We start from the raw sequence: 6,011 nt of genomic DNA, 5'->3' as shown, positions 1-6,011 counted from the left end.
CACCCTACAAAAAGACTAAAAACCCGGTTTCTGGGGAGAAACCGGGTTTTTAAGAAAATTGGCGTTTTCCATTCTTTTAAGGAGTTTACTGGTCGTAGCTGCCGCCGACGCCGATTTGGGTATTGTAGATTTTGGCCTCAGTGATGGTCATATCTTCCATTGATGCGCCGGATACGTCAGCGGTGTTAATGATGGCGGCGGTCAGATTTGCCCGATCGAGGTCTGCGTAATTTAAACTGGCATTAGTCAGGAAAACGGAGGTTAAGTTAGCACCGGTCAAGTTAGCACCAGTCAAATCAGCGCCTTCGAGGTTGGCACTAGATAGGTTTGCTCCTCGTAAATTTGCTTCTCTCAAATCAGCACCAATTAAATGAGAGCCGCTTAAATCTGCTCCGGCCAAGTCGCACTTAAAACATTGCCCGGTTGACAATAACTGTTTGACGTGAGCCGGATTTTCAGCGCGAGCCGGACCTGCCAACAGTAGGGGGGTAATTAAAAAAGTAGTGGCTAATAGATGGCGTTTCATAATCTCTTTTCCTCACCCGACTGTTTGTTTAAGTTCTTCTGTTTATATCTACAATCTTACCACGGTTGTTTTCGCCAGTTGCGATCGAATTCACAGCTTGGCTGTGACCTCGATTGCCTTCGACAAGTTACACAGGGTCTCGAAAAGCTCGCAAAACTTAATTTCGCAAAACTTAACACTGTCGAACTTAATACAGTGCTTTTTTGTAGTAACCTTTTTTATGTTAGCTAGTACAGCCAACAAATGTGTATTTCTGAAGAGGGATCTCAGAAACCCAGGTCTAAGGACACGCTCGCTTGGTCGGGAGCAATTCCCGCAAGCCGTTCTGATGGGCCTAAGACTTTGTAAACAGAGGTCTAGGTTTTTTGAGTGACGACACCCCCTTGATGCGTAGCTAGTTTCCTGCTGTGTCATTGGCAATTAAACAGTTCTAAGGTCACGCCCTACAGTGTTGCAAGTCTCTCAAGCTCTTTAAACAAAGGCGCGTGCTAACATTACCCCCCAAAGGAGCCTATGAGAGGGAGCAAACATTATGCGCTCGCGGATTGTGAGCTTTGAAGCAGTAATTGTCAGCAGTGAAAGTACATTACATTCATTACACTGAATCAAACAATTCCCTGGCGCGGTAATGGAAAGATTCACGGCGATTGAAACCGCCCGCGTCGTTTCCCAGGAGCGGGCTAAAGCCGCCCTCGGGACCCACTTACCGAATTTTTTTATGATTAGCGATGCGATCGATGATTTTAGCTGGTAATTTGAGCGCAACAAAGTTCACCAAAAATACATTATTTTTAATAAAGCTGTCAAAGAACAGAAAATTTAACTTAAAATAAAGATCAGCCTATAACTTTAGAGGTAGAGGGGGAGCCGTCACCGGCCCGCTCCCCAGCCAAAGATCGGGGTGCACTTTTAACAACAATTTTAATTACGTCTCACCAGCACTGAAAAAATCTACCTAGTGTTTGGAAAGCAGCGCTTTTTTTGGAATGTCGCAGAATCAACGCGATCGCAAAAATAAATTAAATATGCTCAAAAACGATTCCTCCAAGTATCTGCCAACCTTAGATCAAGTAATTGACCACTACCCCTTGACAGTTGCGCCCGATACCCCATTAGCAGAAGTAATTACCCTGATGGGCCAACGGCGCCCAAGTTGCTCTTTAAACGCAGACATTCCACCAACCGATATCTACCAGCAACTAACAGAAATCCCAAATCCCTCCACCTCAAGCGCGTGCAGAGACGCGGCAGGTATCTGCGTCTTTGTCGTGGAAAAATCCCTCGAAAAATTCTCCTCCCACTCTGCTAAAAATTCTCAATTGCAAGGAATCTTCACCGAGAGGGATCTTGTCGATTTGATTGCCTCGGGCAAAAACTTAAAAGGTGTCACCATCGCAGAAGTCATGAGGCAGCCTGCAGCAAGTCTGATAAAATCCGACACTCAAGACCTTTTCAGCGCCATAATTCTGCTGCGCCAACGAAGAATTCACCATTTGCCAGTATTGGACAGTGACGGTCAACTCTTAGGAGTAATTACGCCGGAAAGCATTCGCCAAGCCATGCTGCAACCGGCAAATATCTTAAAAATGCGCAGCGTGAAAGAAGTAATGACCCCACAAGTCATTCAAGCGCCTCGCTCCGCGTCAGTTATTAGTTTAGCCGAGTTGATGGCGCAGCACCGCGTTAGCTGCGTGGTAATTACAGAATCAACAGAATTATCGATGAATTTGTCGTTCCCAATTCCAGTAGGTATAGTCACAGAACGGGATATTGTGGAATTTCAAGCTTTAGATATAGATTTGTCGCAAACCATCGCCGAAACTGTGATGAGTACCCCCTTATTTAGTCTCAAGCAAGATGACTCGCTGTGGGTAGCTCATCAGGAAATGCAGCAGCGTTTAGTCCGCAGGTTGGTAGTAACGGGAGAACAGGGAGAACTCCTGGGTATAGTCACTCAAAGCAACTTACTGCGCGTACTTGACCCGATGGAAATGTCCGGGGTGATCGATGTTCTGCACAATGCAGTGGCCCAAAGGAGTAGCGAATTGCAAAAAGCGATCGCATCACTCAGCTTGACTAACGCCACACTAGAAAGCGAAATCGCTACCCGCGTCCAGGCTGAGGTGCGGCTGCAACTGCTAGAATCTGCCGTAGTTAACGCTAACGACGCGATCGTGATTATGGATGCGGGACACAGCGATATCTCCGATCCCAGCATCATCTATGCCAACGAAGCTTTTACCCAAATGACGGGCTACCTACCCCAAGAAATCATTGGACAAACCCCCAGTTGCTTGCGCGGGCCAGAAACCGACCCGGCCCAGGTCGCTAAAATTCGCCGTGCTTTCTCTCGCCGAGAACCCCTACGCCTGGAATTGATTAACTACCGCAAGGATGGTTCAACTTATTGGGTGGAACTCAACAGCGTACCCATTGCCGACACATCCGGGAACGTTACCCACTGGGTGTCGGTGCAGCGGGATATTAGCGATCGCAAGCGCATGGAACAAGCATTTTTTGAAGAAAAAGAACTCGCTCAGGTTACTCTACAATCGATCGGCGATGCCGTAATCGCGACAGACGCCGACGGCTACATTTCCACCCTTAATCCAGTTGCCGAAGAACTCACGGGTTGGTCTACCTCGGAAGCTAAAGGTTTGCCCCTCGCCAGTGTGCTGAGAATAGTTGACGAAACTACCAGGCTGCAGGCCGAAAATATCGCCGAAATCGCTTTGTGCGAAGGTCGCATTGTTGACCAAGGGCACAACAGCTTGCTGATTGCCCGCAACAACCGCGAATTTGCGATCGACCACTGCGTCGCCCCCATCCACGCCAGCAGCGGCAAAATTGTCGGGGCCGTCGTTGTGTTCCGAGATGTCACCCAAGTGCGAACTCAAGCGCGGCAACTCACCTGGCAGGCAACTCATGACCCCCTGACGCAATTAGTCAACCGCCGCGAATTTGAGTACCAGCTAGAACAAGCCCTGCACAGCGCTCAAGGTTACGGGCAAGAACACGTTATGCTTTCCCTGGATCTCGATCGCTTCAAAATAGTTAACGACACTTCCGGTCACGCAGCAGGCGACGAACTGCTGCGCCAAGTCAGCCAGCTATTTAAAAGCAAAATCCGCAAAACCGATATTTTGGCGCGTCTCGGCGGCGATGAATTTGCCGTACTCCTGTACAATAGTCCCGTCGAACGAGGATTGAATGTTGCAGAATCGCTGCTGCGAAGCATTCAGGGATTCCGGTTTGGGTGGCAGGACAAAACTTTTTCGATCGGCGTCAGTATCGGTTTGGTAGCAATTAATCCCAAAACAGCATCGACATCTGCGATTTTGAGCGCGGCCGATATGGCCTGCTACGCTGCTAAAAATAAAGGCCGCAACCGGGTGCAGGTTTATGAAGCCGGCGATCAAGAATTAATCAAACAGCACGGCGAAACCGAGTGGGTGGTGCAAATTAATCAAGCATTAGAAGAGAATCGCTTTTGCTTGTACTCTCAGCCGATCGTACATTTGCTCAACTCTCCAGCCACCGGAATCCACTGCGAAATCCTGCTTCGCCTCCAGCTTGAAACTGGTCAGTTGGTGTCGCCGATGGCGTTTATTCCGGCTGCAGAACGCTACAACTTGATGCACACGATCGACTGCTGGGTAATTCGCACTTTATTTAGCAATTTATCTAAATTTTTCACGGCAAATTTATTAGTCCAAAACCCCGGGGTAGACAGCGAGAAAATAGTTACCTTCCCTGCGGGCTCTGTTTTGTCTAATCCGCAATCCTCATTTGGCAAATACCCCACCCTTTATTCAATCAACCTTTCAGGGGACAGCATCAACGAAGAAAAGTTTATCGAGTTTATTCAGGAGCAATTTTCCATCCATCAAATACCGCCAGAAATAATTTGTTTTGAAATTACAGAAACCGTGGCAATCGGTAATCTCAGCAAGGCAGCCAGCTTGATTTTGCAACTCAAGGAACTCGGCTGCCAGTTTGCCTTGGACGACTTCGGCAGCGGGATGTCTTCCTTTGCTTACCTGAAAAGCTTGCCGGTTGATTATCTCAAAATTGACGGCAATTTTATTAAGAATATTGCCGACAATCCTATTGATATCGCAATGGTGGAAGCTATTACCAAAATTGCTCACCTCATGGGAATTAAAACTATTGCCGAGTATGTGGAAAATCAAAGAATTATGGATCAACTCAATGAACTTGGGGTAGATTACGCTCAAGGTTATTATTTTGGCAAGCCTCTACCTTGTAACTTCACTTCTCCTAGTTTAGAGGAAGTTTTGGGGGATTTTACGGTTAATTCTTTGGCTTTTAAGGCTAAGCTGGCTTCTTGAAGAGGGAAGTCCGGCAACTAGCAATGTACGGGATTTAACGGATTTAACGGAGGGATGTTGAGGCAAGAAGGAAAAGAGAGAAGGAAAAGGGAGATTTTAAGTTGTGATATAAATTTCCCATTCCCGATTACCCATTACGGATTACCCATTACCTTCTACAGTAGTATCTGCCGCTTCAATGTACTGACTGTCTAACAGAAAAGCACCTTTTTCAAAGCGAATTCCCCAATAATTGCCGGGACGCCGATCGATCACAACACCTTCGGCCCCGATCGCAATTAGATTCGCAGGCCGCAGCATCGGCATCGGTTCGGCAGTTTTGACGTAAGGCGGCATTGCTACAACTCGGACTTTTTGACCGATGGTAAATTCTTTTTCCATGAGTTTTATTCCCTAAAAAAACACGGCGATAAAGGAATTTTAACACGGATAGGCGGATGGATTTAATTATCTTACTATCTGTCCAATGTTATGGAGTTTTACAAGTTTTGGTTTATTCTCTAAATTCAAACAAATTTAAGTCCCCCATGCGGAAAAGTTACTTTGTAACCTTTCCCCCTTGCGGCGGATGGGAAAGAAATGTTTTTGTTTGATTGATTAATTGATTGGGTATGGATAAGAAAATAAGGAATTATCAAGTATAATTAAGGGAATTACTGGCAAAATCATTTAAATTTTAGGCTGCCATCTTCGTTATATTCAAGTTCATGATATTTTCCCCCTAACCCTAAGTCATGAAGACATCGTTGGTAGTTTTTGGCTCCCATATCGAAAGGGTTAGTCCTGTTCAATCTTGCCCATTCAGCTATCTTTAGCTGGTTAGTTACGCCGGAAGCATCGGCTACGGTTTTGACAATCCAATCAAACATTTTTTTCCTCTAAGCTTTATCTCACTCTACCTCTCTACATTAGCTATAGCAATCCTAAATCATTTGTGAATTTCTTACTCCCTCCCCAAGGCATCGGGGAGGGTTGGGGTGGGGTAAAAAATTTACGATTCATTTAGGATTGCTATATATATTCACCTAGAGGCAATCAAACATTTTTTTGACTCTAAGGAATGAGAATTAAATAACTTCCACAAGTTTGTGGGATGGGCGTCCCGCCCGTCCAAAAAGGACGGGCGGGACGCC

The 6,011-nt window shown here is 46.2% G+C and carries 4 protein-coding genes; 1 reads left to right on the top strand and 3 read right to left on the bottom strand.

Going from position 1 to position 6,011, the window contains the following annotated elements; all coding sequences use genetic code 11:
- Window positions 1–85 precede the first annotated feature (85 nt).
- Complete coding sequence (locus ACUVJL_RS23405) at window positions 86–526, bottom strand: pentapeptide repeat-containing protein (RefSeq protein ID WP_445248030.1); 441 nt, start codon at window positions 524–526, stop codon at window positions 86–88.
- A gap of 986 nt (window positions 527–1,512) precedes the next feature.
- Between ACUVJL_RS23405 and ACUVJL_RS23400 the strand changes: the two genes are divergently transcribed.
- The gene (locus ACUVJL_RS23400; protein WP_445248029.1) at window positions 1,513–4,878 is read left to right on the top strand and encodes an EAL domain-containing protein; all 3,366 of its coding nucleotides are present in this window, start codon (window positions 1,513–1,515) and stop codon (window positions 4,876–4,878) included.
- A 141-nt stretch (window positions 4,879–5,019) separates the two neighbouring features.
- Here the strand turns inward: ACUVJL_RS23400 and sipA are convergent, their stop codons facing one another.
- The gene (gene sipA, locus ACUVJL_RS23395; RefSeq protein ID WP_445248028.1) at window positions 5,020–5,259 is read right to left on the bottom strand and encodes a regulatory protein SipA; all 240 of its coding nucleotides are present in this window, start codon (window positions 5,257–5,259) and stop codon (window positions 5,020–5,022) included.
- Between the two features lie 284 nt (window positions 5,260–5,543).
- Window positions 5,544–5,747 (bottom strand): hypothetical protein, encoded by a 204-nt coding sequence (locus ACUVJL_RS23390; protein ID WP_445248027.1) that lies wholly within the window; start codon window positions 5,745–5,747, stop codon window positions 5,544–5,546.
- Window positions 5,748–6,011 lie beyond the last annotated feature (264 nt).

The sequence above is a fragment of the Microcoleus sp. OTE_8_concoct_300 genome, assembly GCF_031383065.1.
Classification (GTDB): Bacteria; Cyanobacteriota; Cyanobacteriia; order Cyanobacteriales; family Microcoleaceae; genus Microcoleus.
This window is presented reverse-complemented; position numbering and strand designations above follow the sequence as displayed.

Bases quoted from the DNA above. Each gene is read 5' to 3' on its own strand.
- ACUVJL_RS23390 (WP_445248027.1), bottom strand. From the start codon at position 5,747: ATGTTTGATTGGATTGTCAAAACCGTAGCCGATGCTTCCGGCGTAACT.
- ACUVJL_RS23400 (WP_445248029.1), top strand. From the start codon at position 1,513: ATGTCGCAGAATCAACGCGATCGCAAAAATAAATTAAATATGCTCAAA.
- ACUVJL_RS23405 (WP_445248030.1), bottom strand. From the start codon at position 526: ATGAAACGCCATCTATTAGCCACTACTTTTTTAATTACCCCCCTACTG.
- sipA (WP_445248028.1), bottom strand. From the start codon at position 5,259: ATGGAAAAAGAATTTACCATCGGTCAAAAAGTCCGAGTTGTAGCAATG.